This is a genomic window from Caulobacter sp. GW821-FHT11E11 (assembly GCF_058808315.1).
The window spans coordinates 367,696-386,271 of sequence record NZ_JBXARO010000004.1; the positions used below are offsets into that span (position 1 = coordinate 367,696).

Consider the following 18,576-nt stretch of genomic DNA (forward strand, 5'->3'; position numbering starts at 1 on the left):
AGGTGGCGCCTTCGCGGTTGCAGCGTCACCGTTTTTGCAGCGCGGCGCCAAAAGTGCACATCCGGCCGCGTGCGTCACGGGCACATTTTCACGCCTTCGCGACAGCTCCAAGTCATCAGACCACTGGCGCCATGCCTTTGCATTAGCGATAGTGCGATGCGAAAGAGGATGTAACCTCTGGACTAGGGAACGAAATGTCCGAGAACCCGGAAAAAGGCGAAGCGACCACCGGCGCCGAAAAGTCGGCCGGCCAGCGCGTGATCATCAAGAAATACGCCAACCGTCGCCTCTACAACACGGCGTCCTCGTCCTACGTGACCCTCGAACACCTGTCGGACATGGTGAAAGAGGGCGTCGACTTCGTGGTCTATGACGCGAAGTCCAATGACGACATCACTCGCTCGGTCCTGACCCAGATCATCTTCGAGGAAGAAAACCGCGGCGGCGGCCAGAACCTGCTGCCCATCCAGTTCCTCCGTCAGCTGATCGGCTTCTACGGCAACTCGATGCAGGCCTTCCTGCCGTCGTACCTGGAAATGTCGCTGGAGAGCTTCTCCAAGCAGCAGGAACGCATGCGCGGCCAGTTCGCGGGACTGGCGCCCGGCAAGATCCCGGGCATGGGCGTCTACGAAGAGCAGATCCGCCAGAACATGGCCCTGTTCGACCGGGCCATGAAGATGTTCTCGCCATTCGCCTATGTGCGTCCCGAGGACGGCGGCGCCCAGGCTGAAGCCCCGCCGGCGCCCGCGCCCGCCGCCCCGGCCAGCGACGACTCCCTGACCGAGTTGAAGCGCCAGATGGAAGCGATGCAGGAGCAACTCGCGAAACTGGCGAACAAGTCTTAACCCCACACCGTCTTAACCAAGTCAGTCCAGGCGATCTTAACCGTCCTGGCTCTACGATTTCGGGTATGAACGGCCCGATTGATCCTCTTCGACGCCCTGGTCCCGCACGCCGCGCCTTGCCGGCGCCGCGCGATGGCCAACGTCCCGAGGGCGAAGAAGAGGTCGTCTTTGTCGTGGAGGAAGACGCCCCCCCACCGCGTCAGGAGCCGCCGCCTCGCCGCGACAGCTTCGCGACGTTCGCCGCACACGTCATGGGCCAGTCCGGCCAGAAGCGTGGCCTGCGCGGTGGGCAGGAAGTGCTCGATACGGCCAGATCGACCTATCTCGGGACAGAATATTCCGGTCCCGCCGATCGCCGTCCGCAAACGGGCCTGCTGAAGAAAACCAACATCTAGCCTTTCAGGCGGGCCAGCTCGGCCTCCAGGGCGGCGACCCGCGCCTCCAGCGCCGCGATGCGCTGAGCCTCGCTCACGGGCGGCGGCCGCACGCCCGCGCGTGACGCGGCCTCTGCCGGCGTCACGCCCAGAAGTTCAGCGAACACAGTCACTTCCCGCAACGACAGCTCGCGCTGGTCCTTGAAGGCCAGGGCCAGATCGGCCTCGCTCATGCCCGCCGCCGCGGCCAGGACCACGCGCGACAGACCGCGCTCGGCGAGCCGCTCGTCGTACCAGGCCGCGTCGAAGAACAGCGCCATCAGCTGGAACCGACGGGTTGGCGCCGGTCTTGCTTAATCGAAGGTGAATTCAACACCGCGAGCCCGCCATGCTGTCCGTCGCCATCCGCATCTTCGACGTCGCCGTCGTGGCCCTGATCTTCACGGCCCTGACTTAAGCGCTTTCGAGCAGCATCATCGTGCCCTGACCACCGTCAGCGCAGATGCTGACGATGGCGCGCTCGCCCTTCGGACGGGCCGCCAGCTCCTTCACCGCCTGGCTGAGGATCCGCGCGCCCGTGGCCCCGAACGGGTGGCCCAGCGCCAGGGACCCGCCGTTCGGGTTCATCCGCTCGCGCGGGAACGCGCCCAACGCCGACGTGACTCCGGCCTTGTCGGCCAGGAACTTGGGGCTCTCCCAGGCGGCGATGTGCGACAGCACCTGGGCCGCGAAGGCCTCGTGGATCTCCCATAGCCCGACGTCGGCATAGGTCATGCCGTTGCGCGCCAGCATGCGCGGCACGCCATAGGCCGGCGCCATCAGCAGGCCCTCGTGGCGCAGGTCGATCGAGGTGACCTCGTAGTCGACGATCTTCACCTTGGGCGTCTCGCCCGGCAGGCGGGCCATGCCGGCCTCGGACCCGACCCAGATCGCCGCCGCCCCGTCGGTCAGGGGCGAGGAATTGCCGGCCGTCAGCGTGCCCTTGCCGCTGGTCTTGTCGAAGGCGGGACCCAGCTTGGCCAACTTCTCCAGCGTCGAGTCCTTGCGCGGGATGGTGTCGCGCTTGGCGCCGCCGATCGGAATGACCAGATCGTCGAAGAAGCCTTCCTCCCAGCCCTTCACCGCGCCCTGGTGGCTGGCCAGTGCGTGGGCGTCCTGGTCGGCGCGCGACAGGTTCCATTCCTTGGCGGTGATCTCGGTGTGCTCGCCCATCGACAGGCCCGTAACCCGGTTGGCGACCTTGGGGATGAAGAGCTTGACGTCCTTCAGGTTCAGCGCGCCCAGCGCCTGCAGGCGTTGCCCGCCGGTCTTGGCGCCCTGGAACTTGCGGATCCAGTCCGACAGGGCGACCGACAGGCCGATCTGCACCCGGCTCATGCTCTCGACGCCGCCGACGAGGGCCAAGTCACGGCCGCGTCCGTCGACCATGCCCGCCGCCTCGATCGCGCCGATCATGCTGGTCGAACAGGCCATGATCGTCGAGAAGGCCGGAATGGTCGGGTCGGCCCCGGCGTCCAGCAGCACCTCGCGCGCCAGGTTGCTCCAGGTCAGGTTCGGAATGACCGTGCCCCAGACCGCGAAGTCGGGCCTGGCGCCTCCCCCCTTCCCATCTGGCGCCAGCATGGCCTTCACGACCGGCACGGACAGCTCGATCGCGTCGTACGAGGCCAGCGGCCCGTCGACCTTGGCGAAGGGGGTGCGGACGCCCGAGGCGATCCAGACATCAGTGGATTTGGAAGCGGCGGGCACGGGCGAACTCCAGCTAGGCAACCCTCACCATATGGGGAGGATTCGGCCGAAGTCTTGAACGCTCCCGCCGCCCCCTCGGCTCAGGGCCATTCCGGCGGGAAAGTGCACTCGAACAGGTTCTGCTCGAAATAGGGCGTGGTCGTTCCCCACCATTGATGCTGGTCGCCCGAGCAGTACAGCGTGCGCTCCCCGACTTCCTCGGTGTGCGACGCGTCGGAATAGTAGATCCGGTCCCAGCCGTTCTTCAGCGCCGCCGAGGCGGGCAGCGACAGGCTCAGCACCAGCAGCGCGCCGGCGGCCGCTGCCTTCATGATGGTCTTCAATTTCATCCAACCCTCCATGTCGCGCGAATGCGCAAAACAATTGGAAGGTGTATTTTGCTTGAGACAATCTAGAATCTATATTTCACTCACAGGAAAGCAGCGGGCCGCCTCCCTGCCGCCATGCGCTATCGCAAGTTTCGGCTCCGGACCGTCCCTTAGGCGCGGCGCCCTATTTGCGCAGCGACGCCGAGCGGCTTAATCCGACGACATGAGCACCGATCAAGACCTCGAAACCAAGAAGGCCCGCGCCAAGGCGTGGTTCGAAAGCCTGCGCGACCAGATCTGCGCCGCGTTCGAACAGCTCGAGGACGAGGCCCCGGCGGACCTCTATCCCGGCGAACCCGGCCGCTTCGAGAAGAAGCCCTGGGACCGCGCGGCGGGCGGCGGCGGCGTCATGAGCATGATGCATGGCCGCCTGTTCGAGAAGGTCGGCGTCCACGTCTCGACGGTGCACGGGACCTTCACGCCCGAGATGGCGAAAAACATGCCCGGCGCGACCGAGGATCCCCGGTTCTACGCGACCGGCATCAGCCTGATCGCCCACATGGTCAGCCCGCGCGTGCCGGCCGTGCACATGAACACCCGCTTCATCGCCACGACCAAGAGCTGGTTCGGCGGCGGCGGCGACCTGACACCCCTGCTCGGCTATCAGCGCCAGCAGGAGTTCCCGGACGCCATCGACTTCCACGCCGCCTATCAGCGGGCCTGCGACAAGTACGATCCGACCTGGCACGCCAAGTACAAGGCCTGGTGCGACGAGTACTTCTTCCTGCCCCACCGCAACGAACCGCGCGGCATCGGCGGCATCTTCTACGACCATCACGACAGCGGCGACTGGGAGCGCGATTTCGCGTTCACCCAGGACGTCGGCCGGGCGTTCCTGGAGATCTATCCCGACCTGGTCCGTCGCCGGATGAGCGAGGCCTGGACCGCCGACGAGCGCGAGCAGCAGCTGGTCCAACGCGGCCGCTATGTCGAGTTCAACCTGCTCTACGACCGCGGCACGATGTTCGGCCTGAAGACCGGCGGCAATGTCGAGTCGATCCTCAGCTCGATGCCGCCGACGGTGAAGTGGCCGTAGGAGAACGCGCCTCCGCATCCTCGCGCCATCCGGCTGCGAGGGGGTAGAAAGGGATGCGGAGCGCCGGACAGCGTCCGGAGTGTTGAGCAGTGAATACCGTTTCGACGAAGCCAGAGCGCTCCGCGCAGCCGTTATCCGAAAGCCTCCGGAGCGCGGGGTCTTAACCCGCTCCGGAAGAGGCCTTCGACGGGCGGAGGGATTGGCCATCCCGTCCGGAATGCCCAGGCGATTTCAGCCCGGACCTGTCGCTCTCATCAGCCTTCGTCCAACGTCGTTTCTGTGTTCCAGGGTCGACTACCGCCAGATGGACGAAGTTGCGGGTGTTATCCCGCGCCGACGAGCGCTACCCGCTCGACCACCCCCGACAGCCGTCACGATCGCCGGCCGGACGTCCCTTCCAAGCCATCGGGTGCAGTCAGTATTGCGGCGGTTTTGAACGCGGATCATTCAGCGGCGCGTAAAATCGACAAGCGATTGATTTTGCTGCGTTCGGCCTCGCAAACTCCGAGGACAGAGGCGGCTGACGCTCATAAGTTCCCTCTCCCCCTGCGGGAGAGGGTGGCCGCCGAAGGCGGTCGGGTGAGGGGGTCGCGCTCCGCTCTCCGGACAGGCCTTTCAACCCCTCATCCGTCAGCTTCGCTGACACCTTTTCCCTCAAGGGGAGAAGGAAAACCTCAAACCGCCTTCGGGCACTTGGCCCCCGTGTCGATCCACGCTTTGATCAGCTCGCCGAACTGCGCCTGCGTCCCGGGCGCGGGAAGACGTCCGGCGCCGGGGTTCCAGGCCCAGCCGACCAGATGATCCTGCGCCATGTGGTGGTGCAGCTCTGTCATCGACTTGCCGCCGTTGGTCGCCGGATTCTTGATCTGGGCGCAGATCTGGCCCAGCGACTTGCCCTGCCAGGCCATCTCGGCCGGGGCCAGGGCCCACTTCGGATCGCCCGGGATGCTCTTGATGTCCTGACCCCAGGTCGGGACGTTCTTCTGGCCGTGGCACGAGAAGCAGGCCAGGCCGGCAGGGCCGTGACCGCTGTCGCCGGCCACCATCGGCGGATTGTGCGGATGCAGGTCGTCGCCCTGGGTCGGGGCGCGCTGGACCGGGTGGCAGTTCAGGCAACGCGGGCTCTGGATCACCTTGCCCGCTTCCTGGAACAGGGCGACCGAGCGCGCGGCCGGATCCTTGATCGACTGGAAGCTGGCGGCGGTCTTCAGCACGACCGGCGCGGGCTTGGCCGCCGTTTCGGGCGCGGCCTGGACGCCGGCAGCGACGGCGCCGGCGACAGCCAGCGCCCCGGCCAGAATGACGACAGTAGCGGCGCGCATCAGCGTTCCTCCGGAAGGGTCCGGATGGAAACGCTCCAGCTTATCCTTGAGTTTCCTGGGCCAGGAATCGGCCGATCCACTCGGCCATCCGGGTGCGGTCGTTGTCGGCGCCCAGGCTGGCGATCGCCGCGTCGGCCTGCTCGTCGGTAAAGCGGGTCCCGCGCCGCGCCTCGATCAGCGCCGTGGCATAGGCCGGCGAGAATTCCGGGTGGAACTGCATCGAGATCGCCTTGGCGTCGTCGTACGCCAGGATGCCGTAGGGGGTGAAGGCGCTACCGGCCAGCACCCGTGCGCCCTCCGGCAGCTCGACCACTTGGTCCTGGTGCGAGGCGGGCACCGACACGTGGTGGGCGTCGTCCATCCACGGCTCGCGCGCCTCGACCTCATAGGCTTGCAGGCCCACGCCCCAGCCCTTGTCGACCTTGATGACCTTGCCGCCGAACGCCTCGGCCATGATCTGGTGGCCAAAGCACACCCCAACCAGCGGCTGCTCGCCCTTGGCCTCCAGCAGGAAGGCCTTCAGCGGCTCGATCCAAGGCAGCGGGTCATAGACCCCGGCCGCCGAGCCGGTGATGACATAGGCGTCGTTCTCGGCCGGATCGGCGGGCAGCTCGCCCTTCTGGACGTCATAGACGCGGTAGCTGTGCTCGGGCCCCAGCAGCGCCTCGAACATCGCCGAATAGCTGCCATAGGTCTCCGCGAGGTCGCCCGGCGGATTGCCGGTCTCGAGCAGGCCGATCTTCAAGACACCCCTCCGAACTCTTGAACCTAGTAGACCATGCCTTGCGCCACGGCCTTCAGACGCTCGATAGCGCTGAACTTGTCCTCGATGAAGTCCTGGTCGATCCACCAGATCTCGATCTCGCGCATCACTTCCCCAACAAGGGGTCCTTTGGGCACGCCGGCCTTCATGATCTCGTCGCCCGACAGCGGGAAGGTCGGCGGGGTCCAGGTCTCGGCCAGGGCGAGCAGGGCGCGCCATTGCGGGGCCGTGGAGTCGCGGCCCGAGCCGGCCCAGGCCAGCTTGATCCGGTCACTGAATGCCCGCACGCCCAGGCCGTAGACGGCGCGGCGGGCCTCGCGCGGGCTCATCCACGAGACGACGCGGGGGTTCTTGCCCACGGCGTCGACGAGGCGATCGCGGACATTGTTGGGCAGGCGCAGGCGCTCGGCCACCTGCTCGGCGACCTTGGCGTCGTCCGGGATCAGCGCGGCCAGGCGCAGGTCGGGATCGTTCTCGAACAGTTGCTCGGTCTCGATGGCGACCAGGGCCTCGAAGCGGGCCAGCGACTTCACCGACGGCAGGATCGAACCCAGCACCGCCGTGGCGGCCATCAGGCGGAAGGCCGGACGCGGATCTTCCGCGGCCAGCATCTTCATCAGCTCCTTCTGGGTGCGCTCGGCGGCGCGGCCCGAGACCATGCCCTTCAGCGCCTTGCAGGCGGCCAGGCCCTTCTGGTCGGCCTCGCCCTTGCCGTACCAAGCCTGGAACCGGAAGAAGCGCAGGATCCGCAGATAGTCCTCGCGGATCCTGGTCATCGGATCGCCGACGAACACCACCCGGCCTTCGCGGGCGTCGGCGATGCCATGGCCGGTCGGGTCGAACAGATGACCCTCGACGTCGGCATAGATGGCGTTGAAGCGGAAGTCGCGGCGCTCGGCGTCCTGGCCCCAGTCCTGGGTGAAGGCCACCACCGCCCGGCGGCCGTCGGTCGAGACGTCCTTGCGCAGGGTGGTGATCTCGTAGGGCTGGCCGCCCGACAGGGCCGTGATCGTGCCGTGGTCGACGCCGGTCGGAATGGCCCGCAGGCCCGCCTGCTCCAGGGCGTCGATCACGAGGTCGGGCGTCAGGGTCGTGGCGATGTCGATGTCATCGACCGGCTTGCCCATGATGGTGTTGCGCACGCAGCCGCCGACGAACCGCGCGCAGCCCGGATAGCCGCGCGCCTCCAGGGCGGCGATCACCGCCTTCGTCTCCGGCGAGGTCATCCACGGCGCGGGGCCGATGGTCTCAGTGTTCAAACGCCTGACTCCCACTCATGCGTTAGGTCCTCCTTCCGGAGGGGCGACATTGTTAGGTCAGCAGACCCCGACTCCGCCAGCCGTCAAACACCCTGTTCGGAGGGGTGACGACCGCTTTCGTCGTAAAGCGCCTCGTACAACGACCGAAGCATGCCCGCCGTCGCGCCCCAGATGAACCGATCGTTCCACGGCATGGCGTAAAAGTGGCGGCGCGCGCCGTCCGGCGCCTCGCGATGCTGGCGCTGGTGGTTGGCCGGATCCATCAGGAACTCGAACGGCGTCTCGAAGACGTCGGCCACCTCCTCCGGGCTCGGCACGAAGGTCGCCTTGGGATCGACGAAGCCGACCACCGGCGTCACGTAGAAGCCGGTCACCGTCTGGTAGCCGTGCAGCAGGCCGGCCAGCGACACGAACGCCGGGTCCAACGCCACCTCTTCCTGGGCCTCGCGCAGGGCCGTCTCCCACGGCAGCTCGCCGGGGTCGCAACGACCGCCGGGGAAGGCGATCTGGCCGGTGTGGCTGCGCATGGTGTCGGACCGGCGGGTCAGGAGCACCGTCAGGCCCTCCTCATGCTCGATCAGACCCACAAGCACCGCGGCGGGGCGCAGGGCGTGCGGATTGTCGACCTTCAGGCCCGGATTGAGGTCGTAGTCGGACCGCATGGGGTTGGCCAGGCTGGGATCATAGTCCGCGATCGGATGCAGCCGGCTCATGATCCAGGCGCGACGTTCTGCAACGGTCATGCCGGCGCCGATCCGGGCGGGGCGATCGGGAAGAAGGCGCCATTCGAGCTCACGCCCCAGGTGTCACCTTCGAGGCCAGCCATCTCGGCCAGCTCGTAGAACACCGGGCGGGCGATCAGGGCCTCCAGGCCGCGACGGACGTGGACGTAGGGACGCGGCTCGCCGGTCGCCGCATCGATCTCGACCCGGATGGCGTTGTCGGGTCCGGCCTCGACCGTGTCGCCGACATTGGTCTGGAAGATCAGCGCCTCCCCTTCACGGTCGACCCGCGTGGCGATGAACGGCGCGTCCTCGACCGTGATCTTCATCTTCTCGACCGGCGTGACCAGGTGGTAGCCGTCCGGATCGAGACGCAGCACGGTCGAGAACAGCCGCACCAGGGCCTCGCGGCCGATCGGCGTGCCCTCGTGGAACCAGACCCCGTCCTTGCGGATGCGGATGTCGATCTCGCCGCAGTGGGGCGGGTTCCACAGATGCACCGGCGGCAGGCCGCGCGCGCCGGCCGCCTTCGCAGCCTGCGCGACACCTTCCAAGCCGGGCTTCGGTGTGTCGGTCATCACTGATCAGTTAGGCCGTACCGGCCCGCCACTCAAGCGCGCGGATCGATCGAAACGAGACCCGACAGACCCTCGTCTCCACCTTGCCGTAGGGGCAACAGCAGCACGCGACGCTGGTCCACCGGGCCCGGCATGACGACGCCGGCGGTGTGGGCGTTGGTGAAGCCGACCCGGCCGAAATAAGGACCGTCGCCGACCAGCAGCACCGCGCGCCAGCCGGCGGCGCGAGCAGCCTCGACGGCGCTCTCGACCAGGGCCTGGCCCAGGCCCGCGCTGCGCTCGTCAGGATCGACCGCCAGCGGGCCCAGGAAGGCGACCGGCTCGCCGCCGATCGTCACCGGCCACATGCGGCAGCAGCCGACGGGCGCGCCGTCGCGGACGGCGACGAACGAGCAGTCAGGCAGCAGGGTGTTGCCCTCGCGCAGGCGCTCGGACGACTTGGCGAAACGGCCGGGGCCGAAGACCCGGTCGATCAGATGGGTGACGGCGACTTCCATCTCCGGGGTCTCGAGGACCAACGGCGGATAGGCGATCGCGGGAGGAATGGACTTCTGTACGGGAGTCATCGGCCTTCGGAATGCGAGAGGACGTCGGGTGGCTCCCGACGCGAAGGCGCGTGGGAGGGCTTCAGGTCGTGGCGCGTTCGCGCTGAATTCGTCGCAGGCGTCGCATGCCTGAAAACTCCCAAAAGATGCGCGCGCTGTAGGGCCAAGGCTTTCTCAGGTCAATAACGTTGCGGTGCGACAGCTTGGCCCTATGTTCGGCGCCATGTCCGACCCAGCGTCCCAGGCCGCCGAGCCCGCCCCCGACACGTCTACCCGCGCCCTATTGCGCGAGCGTGACTTCCTCCTGTTCTGGGTGGCGCGGTTTGTTTCCACCCTGGGGGTGCAGATCCAGTCGGTGGCCCTGGGCTGGCAGGTCTACGCCATCGCCCGCCTGACCCACTCGGTCGGCGAGTCGGCCTTCATGGTCAGCATGATCGGCCTCGCCCAGTTCGTGCCGCTGTTCCTGCTGACCCTGATCGCCGGCGAAACCGCCGACCGCCGGACCCGCAAGCTGATCGTGGCCGTGACCCTGGCCCTGGACGCCGTCAGCGCCAGCGTCCTCCTGGCCCTGGCCCTGATGGGCTCGCACCACCTGTGGCCGATCTTCGCCATCTCGGTGCTGTTCGGGGCCAGCCGCGCCTTCCTGTCTCCCGCCAGCAGCGCCATGGGGCCGATGCTGGTGCCGCGCCCGCTGCTGCCGCGCGCCATCGCCTGGCAGTCGTTGTCCTGGCAGGCCGGCTCGATCATGGGCCCGGCCCTGGGCGGCTTGCTGCTGATCCACTCGCCGGCCCTCGCCTTCGGCGCGTCGCTAGGCCTGTACCTGCTCGCCGCCTTGCTGGCGCTGGCGATCGCTAAGAACACCAAGCCCGAGGTCCAGCCCGGCTCGCGCGTCGAGCTGATCAAGGAAGGCCTGGCCTACGTCTGGAACAACAAGATCGTCTTCGGCTCGATCTCGCTGGACCTGTTCGCGGTGATCCTGGGCGGGGCCACGGCCCTGCTGCCGGTGTTCGCCAAGGACGTGCTGCACATCGGTCCCGGCGGCTTTGGCCTGCTGCGCGCCGCGCCGGCGATCGGCGCGACGGTGGTCGGCATCTATCTGGCCAGCACCCCGATCCGCCGCCATGCCGGCCGGATCATGTTCGCGGGCGTCGCGGTCTTCGGCCTGGCCACGGTGGTGTTCGGCCTGTCCAAGCTGGTGTGGCTGTCGGTCGTGGCCCTGGCGGTGCTGGGCGGGGCCGACATGCTGTCGGTCTATGTCCGCCAGACCCTGGTCCAGATCGTCACCCCGGACGCCATGCGCGGCCGCGTCGCCGCCGTCTCGGGCGTGTTCATCAGCGCTTCCAACGAGCTGGGCGAGGTCGAGAGCGGCGCGGCGGCCTGGCTGCTGGGTCCGATCGGGGCGGCGGTATTCGGCGGCGTCGGGGCCATGGCGGTCACGGCCGTCTGGGCCTGGCTGTTCCCCGACCTGCGCAAGGCCGACCGGCTGGAATAGCTAGACGCTCGCCAGCTTGCGGATCCCCTCGCCCGTCAGGCGGCGGATGATCCACTCGTCCATCGCGGCCGCGCCCAGGCTGTCATAGAAGGCGATCGACGGCGCGTTCCAGTCCAGCACCGACCATTCCAGGCGACCCAGCCCCTGGTCGACGCAGCGCCGGGCCAGATTGGCCAGCAGCGCCTTGCCTGCGCCCGAACCTCGCGCCGACGGCTGCACGAACAGGTCTTCCAGATAGATCCCGTGCCGGCCGACGAAGGTAGAGTAGTTGTAGAACCACAGCGAAAACCCCACCGGCTGGCCGTCCAGCTCGGCGATGTCGGCGAAGGCGCGGGGATTGTCGCCGAACAGGGCGGCGGTCGTGTCGGCCTCGCTCGCCGTCACCGTGTCGAGCAGCTTTTCATAGTCCGCGAGATCGAGGATGAACTGGTGGATCAGGCCGGCATCGGCGGGCGTGGCGGAACGGACGACAACGGGCATGGCGGTCTCTGCGGACTATCGGGACTTTGTTCTGGAGCAACTGGCCCCGCTGGGCCACATCACCTCGCGTTCCATGTTCGGCGGAGTCGGCGTCTATGCGAACGGTCTGTTCTTCGCGCTGATCGACGACGACACCCTGTACCTCAAGGGCGACGAAGCCCTGAAGGTCGAGTTCGAGGCCGCGGGCTCCCACGCCTTCGCGCCGTTCGGTCACGACAAGCCGATGGCCTACTGGACCGCCCCGGCCGAAGCGCTGGATGACCAGGACGTCCTGCTGGAGTGGTCGCGCAAGTCGCTGGAGGTTGCGGCGCGGAAGTCGGCCAAGAAGCGCTAGCCGATCTTCACTCCCGGCGGCGGCTCGCTGCTTTCCGGCACGAAGAAGTCCGGCATCAGGGTCGCGGCCGGATCCACCTTGTACTGGTCGAAGTCGCGCACGCCCTCGCCGTACAGGAACGTGTCGTCGATCAGGAACTGGCCCGTCAGCTCGCGCGACGGCTTGTTGAAGATCGCATAGGCCGCGTCGGCCATGATCTCGGGCGTGCGGCAGTGGCGCAGGCCTTCCTCGCCGGTGAGGGCGAACTGGATGGCGGCGGTGGCGATGCCGGTGCGCGGCCACAGGGCGTTGAAGGCGATCCCGTCGCTCTTGAACTCCTCGGCCATGCCCAGCACGCACATCGACATGCCGAACTTGGCCATGGTGTAGGCCACGTGCGAACCGAACCAGCGCGGCGACATGTCCAGCGGCGGCGACAGCATCAGGACGTGCGGATTGGCCGACTTCTTCAGGTACGGGATGCAGGTCTTCGAGGTCAGGAACGTGCCGCGCGTATTGATCTGATGCATCAGGTCGTAGCGCTTCATGTCGGTCGACAGCGTGCCGGTCAGCGAGATGGCCGAGGCGTTGTTTACGCAGATATCGATGCCGCCGAACTGGGCCACGGCCTTCTCGACCGCCTCCTGCACATTGGCCTCCTCACGCACGTCGACGACCAGCGGCAGGGCTTGGCCGCCCGCCGCCTCGATCTCCTTGGCGGCCGAGTAGATGGTGCCCGGCAGCTTGGGATGGGCCTCGGCCGTCTTGGCGGCGATCACCACATTGGCCCCGTCGCGCGCGGCGCGCAGGGCGATGGCCAGGCCGATGCCGCGCGAGGCGCCGGTGACGAACAGGGTCTTGCCCTTGAGGCTCATGCGGATTGCTCCCGAGTACGGATGAGGTCGACGCCGGTGACAATGAACCCAAGGATGAAGCTCATCTTCGCCACGTGCGCGATCGGACCGTGATCCTTCAGCGCCAGCCCCGCAAGGCCGATGACGAGGGCCGCGATCCAGAGGCCGGCGGAGATGCGGAACACCTTGGCCCGCAGCAGGTCGACCGACCAGATCACCATGCCGATCGACCAGAGGCTGGAGGCGATCATGTAGGACGCCGCGCCGAAGATTTCGGCCGACGAGGTCCGCACCAGCATCACGCCCAGCAGCGCCAGCACGAAGCCGGCCAGGCCCAGGGCGCTGGCGCTCCGCCGGCTGGCCGACCATACGCCCAGCATGCCGAAGAGCAGCAAAACGTCGATGAGCACGTAGACGAGGTGCGGCTGCGGATCGACCAGGCGCGGATAGATCAGGAACGGCGCGACGATGTCGATCGCCGCCCCGACGATGGTCGCCGCGCCCGCCAGGCGCAGCACAGTGCGGCTTTGCATCAGGCGCCGGCTCCGACGGTCTTCACCGAAAGGTCCCACAGGCGGTCAGCCGCCTCGGGGTCCAGGGCGTGGGGCATGACGCCGTTCCAGGGACGCTCCTGGCTCCACGGAACCGCTTGGTTGCAGTCCTCCAGATAGAGTCCGCCAACGCCGTCCAGCTCGTCGCCGACCGCGCCCCAGACGCTGGTCGCCGCACCCTGCTCGGTGGTCTTGAAGCCCTCGCGCGGCTTGTCGTTCTCGTCCAGCCAGCCCATGGCCCGCTGCTCTTCGATCGACATGTGCCGCTGCAGCGGGGTCATGATGCCGCCGGGCATGACGGCGTTGGCGTTGACGCCCTGGTCCTTGAACCGCTTGTCGAAACCGACCGCGAACAGGCTGTTGGCGGTCTTGGCTTGGCCGTAGGCCTCCCACTTGTCGTAGTCGCGTTGTTCGTAGTTCGGATCGTCGAAGTTCACGCCAGCCCGGCGGTGGCCGATCGACGACAGCGACACCAGCCGCGAGCGCTTGCCCGAGGCCTTGGCGCCGGCGACCAGGTTCGGGGCCAGCAACACCGACAGCAGGAAGTGGCCCAGGTGATTGGTGCCGAACTGCATCTCGAAGCCGTCGGCGGTGCGCATCAGCGGACTAGCCATGACCCCGGCGTTGTTGATCAGCAGGTCGACGGGCCGGTCGCCCCAGACGTTGGCGAAGTGGCGGATGGACGCCAGGCTGGCCAGGTCGACCATGCCGAAGCTGGCGCGCTTGGAACCAACTTCCTCATTGATCGCGTTGGCGACCTCTTCGCCCAGGTCCGGCTTGCGGGCGGCGATGATCACCTCCGCGCCCACCAGGGCCAGGGCCCGCGCCGTCTCGACGCCGATGCCGGTGGCCGCGCCGGTGACGATGGCGGTGCGGCCCGACAGGTCATGGCCCGCGACGACCTCGCGCGCCGTCGACTTCGCCCCGAAGGGCGAGGTGATGCGATCGCTCATGATGTTCCTCCCTCGTATTTTTCTTTGTGTGGAACGCTACATCTGGATGGCCAGAATCCCCAGAGCGATCGCCAGGCACAGCGGGCCATAGGCGCGACGGTTGAGGCGCCAGAACGGCGTGCCCTCGGCATAACGGAACACCGGCGGGACATAGGTCGCCAGGCCTCGGCCGGCGAACACCAGGAAGAGCGCCCAACGCGCGATTTGCAGCCAGAGCTCGAGCGGCGTCGGCGGAAAAGCGCTGGCCAGAACGAGGCCGCCGCCGATCACGAGCGCCAGGGCGACCGCCGCGCTGGCGACCAGGCCCGGCGCCTTCATGCCGCGCGTGCGGCCCACGACGTGCTCGACCATCGACGCCTCGTCATGCCCGGGCCAACGTCCGCCGAAACCCCAATAGAGGTGGACCGCCGCCAGCAGGAACAGGACGCCGGCGACCAGCCCGGCCAGCAGCACGGCCTAGCCGACCTTGGAGAAGTTGGGCGCCCGGCGCTCCATGAAGGCCATGAAGGCCTCACGGGCTTCGGCGGTCTTGAGGCGTTCGCCAAACAGCGCGCCTTCGGTGTCCATCAGTTCGGCGATCTTCTCGGCGTCGCGCATCAGGCGCTTGGTGGTCGTCAGGGCGCCCAGCGGACGGGTCGCCAGCTGGTCGGCGGCGGCGCGGGCGCGGGCCCGCAGGTCGCCAAGCTCGGCCGAACCGTTGGCGATGCCCCAGGCCACGGCGGTGCCGCCGTCGATCGCCTCGCCCAGGGCGAACATGGCGTAGGCGCGGGCATGGCCGATGCGGGCCGGCAGCAGCCAGCTGGACGCGGCTTCCGGCACCAAAGCGAGGTTCACAAACGGCACGGTCAGGCGCGCGTCGGGGGTCACATAGACCAGGTCGCAGTGCAGCAGCATGGTCGTACCAACGCCTACAGCCTGGCCATGGACGGCGGCGACCAGCGGCCGGGTGGCGTTGGCCAGGGCTTTGAGGAAGCGGATCACGTGGCGCTCACCCGTGAAGGCGCCGGTGGCCTGGCTGGCGAAGTCCTGCAGGTCGTTGCCGGCCGTGAAGCTGTCGCCATCGGCCTGGAAGACCACGACGCGGACGGCAGGATCCTTTTCGGCGGCTTCCAGGCTGTCGGCCAGCACGCCGTACATGGCGTTCGACAGGGCGTTCTTCTTTTCCGGACGCGCCAGGGTGAGGGTCATCACGCCGGCGTCGATCTCGACCTTCACGTGTTCGGTCATTGGGGGTCTCCCTTGGGAAGCTTGGTCTGCAGGCTGGAGAGCCAGCGCGCGACGACGCCGATCTCCTCGTCCGTGAAACCTTCGGTCAGGTGGGCGTTGATGCCGTCCAGGCCGGCCTTGGCGGCCTCGCGGGCGGCGCGGCCCTTGTCGGTGAGGTACAGGCGCATGGCGCGGCCGTCCTTGGGATCGGCGCGGCGCTCGACCAGCTCGCCCTTGGTCATGCGGTCGATGAGGCCGGTCATGGCCGAGGGCGCCAGGTCCAGGGCGTCGGCGGCCTCGCCGATCAGCGCCCCGTCCCGCTCACCCAGATAGAACAGCACGCCCGACTGGGCGGCGGTCAGGCCGCCCTTGGCCGCCATCTTGCCCTCGATCCAGCGCTGCACGCGCCGGTGGCCGGCGTTGAGCAGGAAGATCAGGCGACGGTCGGCGGGCACGGGCATGACCGCAGATTATGTTTCGTATGCGAAATGTCAAACGCCTGTTTCTAGGCGGCGCTAGAAATTGCCGAATACCAGGCGACACCATCCGCATCGACGTCACGCCGGATACGGTCACGGACGATCAGGCAGTTGAGGTGCGCCAGCGCCTCGCCCGTGGCCATGCCCAGCAGGTCCGGCCCGATCGGCCGCGCGAACAAGGCCCCAAAGGTGTCGACCACCCGCTTGGGCTCGGCCAGCTTCTTTTCCAGCCGGCCAAGGCCCCGCTCGTGCCCGGAGATCAGGCCGTCGATGCGGGTGTGCAGCCCTTCGAACGGATCGTTATGGGCCGGCAGCACGATGACGTCGTCGGGCACAGCGGCCTTGACCTTGGCCAGGGATCGCAGCCAGTCGCTCAAGGGATCGGCGTCCGGCTCGGTCGGGAACACCGAGACGTTGGACGAGATGCGCGGCAGCACCTGGTCGCCCGAGATCAACACATTGAGCTCCGGGCACCACAGGCAGGCGTGGTCGGGCGAGTGCCCCTGCCCCGTCACCACCCGCCAGGTCTTGCCGCCGATGTCGAAGTCCTCGCCATCGCTCAAGCGGCGATAGCTGTCGGGCAGGGCGTAGATCGCCTTGCCGAAGCCGCCGAAGCGGGCCTTGTAGTTCTCGATGGCGTCCTCGTCCCAGCCGGCGGCGTGGAAGAACTTCACCCCGTCCTCGGGGGCTTCCCGACCGGTGTCGGCCACCAGCATGCGGCACTGGAAGTATTCCAGCCGGGTCATCCACAGCCGGCAGTCGAACTTGCGCGTCATCCAGCCGGCCAGGCCGACATGGTCGGGATGCAGGTGGGTGCAGATCACTCGGGTGACCGGCTTGCCGCCCAGAGCGTCGGCGAAGGCCGCGCGCCAGGCCTGGCTGGTCTCCTTGGTCTGGACGCCGGTGTCGACCACGGCCCAGCCTTCTCCGTCCTGGATGGCCCAGACATTGATGAACTGCAGCGAGCCGCCCAGCGGCATGCGCAGCCACAGGACGCCCGGCGCCACCTCGACCGCCTGGCCCGAGCCCTGCTCCGGCGCGGTCTCGAACGGATAGACCAGGCGACCGGTCTTCTTCGGTTCCTGAGCCTCGCCGCTCGCCTCGTCTTCGAATCCGTCGCGCATTCCGTTCCCCTCAGACGCCGTTCAACCGGCGCTCATCCTTGATTTGACCCATTTTTTGCCTCCGAACCCAGTCATCATCATGCCTAGGTCGGACGGTATCTTGACCCCTAGTACCGGCACGCGCTTATGTCCGCGCGAGGAATCCACCCAGGAGACATTTCCCATGAAGCGTTTCGCGATCGGCCTGACGGCCGCCCTCGCGGTCGCCATTCTGACCCCTGCAGTCGTTATTTCGGCGCAGAAGGAAGAGAAGGGCAAGCCCGCCGCTGTCGACGCGAAATCGCGTGAAGCGGGCATGAAGGACGCCCCGGCCCTGATTCAGGCCACCGGCGCCGGCTGCACGGTTTCGGACGCCCGCTTCATCGGCGAGGACAAGAAGGCCGGCTCCAAGTACTACGAAGTCGCCTGTAACGAAGGCATGGGCTTCGCGCTGATCGCCAAGAAGGACGTCGCGCCGCAGATCTACACCTGTCTGGAATCGAGCCAGCCGGGTCCGGACGGCAAGGTCGGCGGTCTCGCCTGCATGCTGCCCGGCAACGCCAACCCCGGCTCGGGCCTCGCCGCCTACGTCAAGAAGGGCGGCGTGACCTGCGATATCGAGAACACCCGCGCCATCGGCTCGGGCGCCAAGAACTCGTACTTCGAAGTCGCCTGTAAGGGCGGCAGCGGCTACGTCGTCCAGACGGTCGCCCCGATGAACCTGAACGGCGAAGTCGTGGTCAACAGCTGCCTGCTGTACGAAGAAGGCGGCAATGTCAGCTGCAAGCTGACCAACCGTCAGACCCAGCTGGGCGTCGTCGACACCCTGAACGCGAGCGCCGGCACCAACTGCGCCATCAAGGACAAGCGCTACGTCCTCAGCACCAAGACCGACAACTACTACGAAGTCTCGTGCGCCGACGGTAAGGGCTACATGTACCAGCAGACGACGGCGACTAGCGCCTTCGCCCGCGCTATTCCCTGCGCCCAGGCCAGCTTCGTCGGCGGCGGCTGCACCATGACCGACGCGGTCGCGGCGCAGACCGAACAGGCCGGCTTCTACAGCAAGCTGGCGACCAAGGCCGGTTTCCCCTGCGACGTCGAGAAGTACGGCATGCTGCCGACCAACGACCCGAAGAAGGAAATCGTCGAGCTGAAGTGCAAGAACAGCGACGTCGGCGGCATCGCCGTCTTCACCGCCACCGGCGGCTCGGTGTTCGACTGCCTGACGGCCGAGTTCAACGGCTATCGCTGCAGCTTCACCAAGAAGGACAACCAGTACGCTCGCCTGAGCCAAGACCTGGTCGGCTTCAACAAGGCCTCGTGCAAGGTGTCTGACGCCCGCATCATCGGTTCGACCGACACCGAGGGCTTCGTCGAAGTCGCCTGCTCGGACGGTCTGCCAGGTTGGGTGCTGGGCTATCCGACCGGTGTCGCCAAGCCGGCGGCGAAGGAGTTCCTCTCCTGCGCCCAGGCCAAGGGCATCGGCGGCGGCTGCAAGCTGCCGACCAACAAGGTCAAGGGCTGATCCCAGCCAGGAACTTGAACAAGTCAGCCCGCCCGGAGCGATCCGGGCGGGCTTTC

At 67.5% G+C, this 18,576-nt stretch carries 25 protein-coding genes; 7 read left to right on the forward strand and 18 right to left on the reverse strand.

Annotated elements, in window-relative coordinates; all coding sequences use genetic code 11:
- The first annotated feature begins 194 nt into the window (after nucleotides 1-194).
- Nucleotides 195-845, forward strand: coding sequence for a polyhydroxyalkanoate synthesis repressor PhaR (gene phaR / locus AC1RR5_RS11915; RefSeq protein ID WP_492921787.1), 651 nt, complete (start codon nucleotides 195-197; stop codon nucleotides 843-845).
- Between the two features lie 65 nt (nucleotides 846-910).
- Entirely contained in the window at nucleotides 911-1,240 is a 330-nt protein-coding gene (locus tag AC1RR5_RS11920) for a hypothetical protein (protein WP_492921788.1), read from the forward strand.
- Here AC1RR5_RS11920 and AC1RR5_RS11925 read toward each other — a convergent pair.
- On the reverse strand, nucleotides 1,237-1,539 hold the full coding sequence (locus AC1RR5_RS11925; RefSeq protein WP_492921789.1) for a helix-turn-helix domain-containing protein: 303 nt from the start codon (nucleotides 1,537-1,539) through the stop codon (nucleotides 1,237-1,239). The two genes, AC1RR5_RS11920 and AC1RR5_RS11925, sit on opposite strands and share 4 nt — an antisense overlap.
- Nucleotides 1,540-1,610: 71 nt before the next feature.
- Between AC1RR5_RS11925 and AC1RR5_RS11930 the strand changes: the two genes are divergently transcribed.
- Entirely contained in the window at nucleotides 1,611-1,676 is a 66-nt protein-coding gene (locus AC1RR5_RS11930) for a hypothetical protein (RefSeq protein WP_125155815.1), read from the forward strand.
- On the opposite strand, the gene AC1RR5_RS11935 is transcribed toward AC1RR5_RS11930, so the two are convergent.
- Nucleotides 1,673-2,968, reverse strand: coding sequence for an acetyl-CoA C-acyltransferase (locus AC1RR5_RS11935; RefSeq protein ID WP_492921790.1), 1,296 nt, complete (start codon nucleotides 2,966-2,968; stop codon nucleotides 1,673-1,675). The genes AC1RR5_RS11930 and AC1RR5_RS11935 overlap by 4 nt on opposite strands.
- A gap of 80 nt (nucleotides 2,969-3,048) precedes the next feature.
- On the reverse strand, nucleotides 3,049-3,297 hold the full coding sequence (locus tag AC1RR5_RS11940; protein ID WP_492921791.1) for a DUF6289 family protein: 249 nt from the start codon (nucleotides 3,295-3,297) through the stop codon (nucleotides 3,049-3,051).
- Nucleotides 3,298-3,499: 202 nt separating this feature from the next.
- Between AC1RR5_RS11940 and hemF the strand changes: the two genes are divergently transcribed.
- Nucleotides 3,500-4,372, forward strand: a complete 873-nt coding sequence (gene hemF / locus AC1RR5_RS11945; RefSeq protein ID WP_492921793.1) for an oxygen-dependent coproporphyrinogen oxidase — start codon at nucleotides 3,500-3,502, stop codon at nucleotides 4,370-4,372.
- Between the two features lie 674 nt (nucleotides 4,373-5,046).
- Here the strand turns inward: hemF and AC1RR5_RS11950 are convergent.
- From AC1RR5_RS11950 to AC1RR5_RS11980, 7 genes are all read right to left on the reverse strand, one after another.
- Nucleotides 5,047-5,694, reverse strand: coding sequence for an Isoquinoline 1-oxidoreductase subunit (locus AC1RR5_RS11950; protein ID WP_492921794.1), 648 nt, complete (start codon nucleotides 5,692-5,694; stop codon nucleotides 5,047-5,049).
- Between the two features lie 40 nt (nucleotides 5,695-5,734).
- Nucleotides 5,735-6,439: a glutamine amidotransferase-related protein gene (locus tag AC1RR5_RS11955; protein ID WP_492921796.1), complete on the reverse strand. Its 705-nt coding sequence runs from the start codon at nucleotides 6,437-6,439 to the stop codon at nucleotides 5,735-5,737.
- A 23-nt stretch (nucleotides 6,440-6,462) separates the two neighbouring features.
- On the reverse strand, nucleotides 6,463-7,716 hold the full coding sequence (locus tag AC1RR5_RS11960) for a CCA tRNA nucleotidyltransferase (protein WP_492921797.1): 1,254 nt from the start codon (nucleotides 7,714-7,716) through the stop codon (nucleotides 6,463-6,465).
- Between the two features lie 83 nt (nucleotides 7,717-7,799).
- On the reverse strand, nucleotides 7,800-8,459 hold the full coding sequence (locus AC1RR5_RS11965; RefSeq protein ID WP_492921799.1) for a CoA pyrophosphatase: 660 nt from the start codon (nucleotides 8,457-8,459) through the stop codon (nucleotides 7,800-7,802).
- Nucleotides 8,456-9,016 (reverse strand): DUF1285 domain-containing protein, encoded by a 561-nt coding sequence (locus AC1RR5_RS11970; protein ID WP_492921801.1) that lies wholly within the window; start codon nucleotides 9,014-9,016, stop codon nucleotides 8,456-8,458. The genes AC1RR5_RS11965 and AC1RR5_RS11970 overlap by 4 nt, the downstream gene beginning before the upstream one ends.
- A 32-nt stretch (nucleotides 9,017-9,048) precedes the next feature.
- Nucleotides 9,049-9,582: a GNAT family N-acetyltransferase gene (locus AC1RR5_RS11975; RefSeq protein WP_492921802.1), complete on the reverse strand. Its 534-nt coding sequence runs from the start codon at nucleotides 9,580-9,582 to the stop codon at nucleotides 9,049-9,051.
- 61 nt (nucleotides 9,583-9,643) lie between these two features.
- Complete coding sequence (locus AC1RR5_RS11980) at nucleotides 9,644-9,688, reverse strand: hypothetical protein (RefSeq protein ID WP_454718615.1); 45 nt, start codon at nucleotides 9,686-9,688, stop codon at nucleotides 9,644-9,646.
- A 96-nt stretch (nucleotides 9,689-9,784) separates the two neighbouring features.
- Here AC1RR5_RS11980 and AC1RR5_RS11985 point away from each other — a divergent pair, with 96 nt between their 5' ends.
- A complete protein-coding gene (locus AC1RR5_RS11985; protein WP_492921803.1) occupies nucleotides 9,785-11,053 on the forward strand; it encodes an MFS transporter in 1,269 nt (422 codons plus the stop codon).
- Here the strand turns inward: AC1RR5_RS11985 and AC1RR5_RS11990 are convergent, their stop codons facing one another.
- Complete coding sequence (locus AC1RR5_RS11990; RefSeq protein WP_492921804.1) at nucleotides 11,054-11,533, reverse strand: GNAT family N-acetyltransferase; 480 nt, start codon at nucleotides 11,531-11,533, stop codon at nucleotides 11,054-11,056. It lies immediately after the preceding gene.
- On the opposite strand from AC1RR5_RS11990, the gene AC1RR5_RS11995 reads away from it, so the two are divergent.
- Nucleotides 11,475-11,867, forward strand: a complete 393-nt coding sequence (locus tag AC1RR5_RS11995; RefSeq protein ID WP_492921805.1) for a TfoX/Sxy family protein — start codon at nucleotides 11,475-11,477, stop codon at nucleotides 11,865-11,867. The genes AC1RR5_RS11990 and AC1RR5_RS11995 overlap by 59 nt on opposite strands.
- Here AC1RR5_RS11995 and AC1RR5_RS12000 read toward each other — a convergent pair.
- The 7 genes from AC1RR5_RS12000 to AC1RR5_RS12030 are packed head-to-tail and all read right to left on the reverse strand — an operon-like array spanning nucleotide 11,864 to nucleotide 17,013.
- Complete coding sequence (locus tag AC1RR5_RS12000) at nucleotides 11,864-12,721, reverse strand: SDR family oxidoreductase (protein WP_492921806.1); 858 nt, start codon at nucleotides 12,719-12,721, stop codon at nucleotides 11,864-11,866. The two genes, AC1RR5_RS11995 and AC1RR5_RS12000, sit on opposite strands and share 4 nt — an antisense overlap.
- Nucleotides 12,718-13,233, reverse strand: a complete 516-nt coding sequence (locus tag AC1RR5_RS12005) for a hypothetical protein (protein WP_492921808.1) — start codon at nucleotides 13,231-13,233, stop codon at nucleotides 12,718-12,720. Before AC1RR5_RS12005 ends, AC1RR5_RS12000 begins: the two co-directional genes overlap by 4 nt.
- Entirely contained in the window at nucleotides 13,233-14,204 is a 972-nt protein-coding gene (locus tag AC1RR5_RS12010) for an SDR family NAD(P)-dependent oxidoreductase (RefSeq protein ID WP_492921809.1), read from the reverse strand. The genes AC1RR5_RS12005 and AC1RR5_RS12010 overlap by 1 nt, the downstream gene beginning before the upstream one ends.
- A gap of 36 nt (nucleotides 14,205-14,240) precedes the next feature.
- A complete protein-coding gene (locus AC1RR5_RS12015) occupies nucleotides 14,241-14,657 on the reverse strand; it encodes a DUF3995 domain-containing protein (RefSeq protein ID WP_492921810.1) in 417 nt (138 codons plus the stop codon).
- Nucleotides 14,658-14,660: 3 nt separating this feature from the next.
- The gene (locus AC1RR5_RS12020; RefSeq protein ID WP_492921811.1) at nucleotides 14,661-15,431 is read right to left on the reverse strand and encodes an enoyl-CoA hydratase; all 771 of its coding nucleotides are present in this window, start codon (nucleotides 15,429-15,431) and stop codon (nucleotides 14,661-14,663) included.
- The gene (locus tag AC1RR5_RS12025; protein WP_492921812.1) at nucleotides 15,428-15,871 is read right to left on the reverse strand and encodes a MarR family winged helix-turn-helix transcriptional regulator; all 444 of its coding nucleotides are present in this window, start codon (nucleotides 15,869-15,871) and stop codon (nucleotides 15,428-15,430) included. Before AC1RR5_RS12025 ends, AC1RR5_RS12020 begins: the two co-directional genes overlap by 4 nt.
- A 44-nt stretch (nucleotides 15,872-15,915) precedes the next feature.
- The gene (locus AC1RR5_RS12030; RefSeq protein WP_492921813.1) at nucleotides 15,916-17,013 is read right to left on the reverse strand and encodes an MBL fold metallo-hydrolase; all 1,098 of its coding nucleotides are present in this window, start codon (nucleotides 17,011-17,013) and stop codon (nucleotides 15,916-15,918) included.
- A gap of 163 nt (nucleotides 17,014-17,176) precedes the next feature.
- Here AC1RR5_RS12030 and AC1RR5_RS12035 point away from each other — a divergent pair, with 163 nt between their 5' ends.
- Nucleotides 17,177-18,520 (forward strand): hypothetical protein, encoded by a 1,344-nt coding sequence (locus tag AC1RR5_RS12035; protein ID WP_492921815.1) that lies wholly within the window; start codon nucleotides 17,177-17,179, stop codon nucleotides 18,518-18,520.
- Nucleotides 18,521-18,576: the final 56 nt, after the last annotated feature.